A 360-nucleotide genomic window follows, 5' to 3' on the forward strand; every position below is an offset into this window, starting at 1 on the left:
CGACCAACCAGTTCGCCGCGCTGAGCTCGGCTCAAGTGGGCGCCCTGAGCACCAACCAGATCGTCGCCCTGACCACCGGCCAGGCCAGCGCGCTGACCGCCGCCCAGGCCGCCGGCCTGAGCACCAATGGTGTTGCCGCGCTGTCGACCAACGACTTCGCCGCGCTGTCGACCAACGCGATCGCCGCGCTGAGCGCCAACCAGGTCAAGGCCCTGACCACCAACCAGGTTGTTGCGCTGACCACCAACGAAGCCGCCGCGCTGGGCACCGCGCAAGTGGCCGCGCTGTCGACCAACGACATCGCCGCGCTGGAAACGGCCGACCTGTCGGCCATCAAGGTGGCCGCCATCGCCATCCTGA

General features: G+C 69.4%; 1 protein-coding gene. It reads left to right on the forward strand.

Annotated elements, in window-relative coordinates; all coding sequences use genetic code 11:
- On the forward strand, window positions 1-360 hold a 360-nt coding region (locus tag GTP90_RS36150), incomplete at both ends, for a hypothetical protein (protein WP_161087974.1).

Source organism: Duganella vulcania, from assembly GCF_009857655.1.
In the GTDB taxonomy this organism is placed as follows: Bacteria; Pseudomonadota; Gammaproteobacteria; order Burkholderiales; family Burkholderiaceae_D; genus Rugamonas; species Rugamonas vulcania.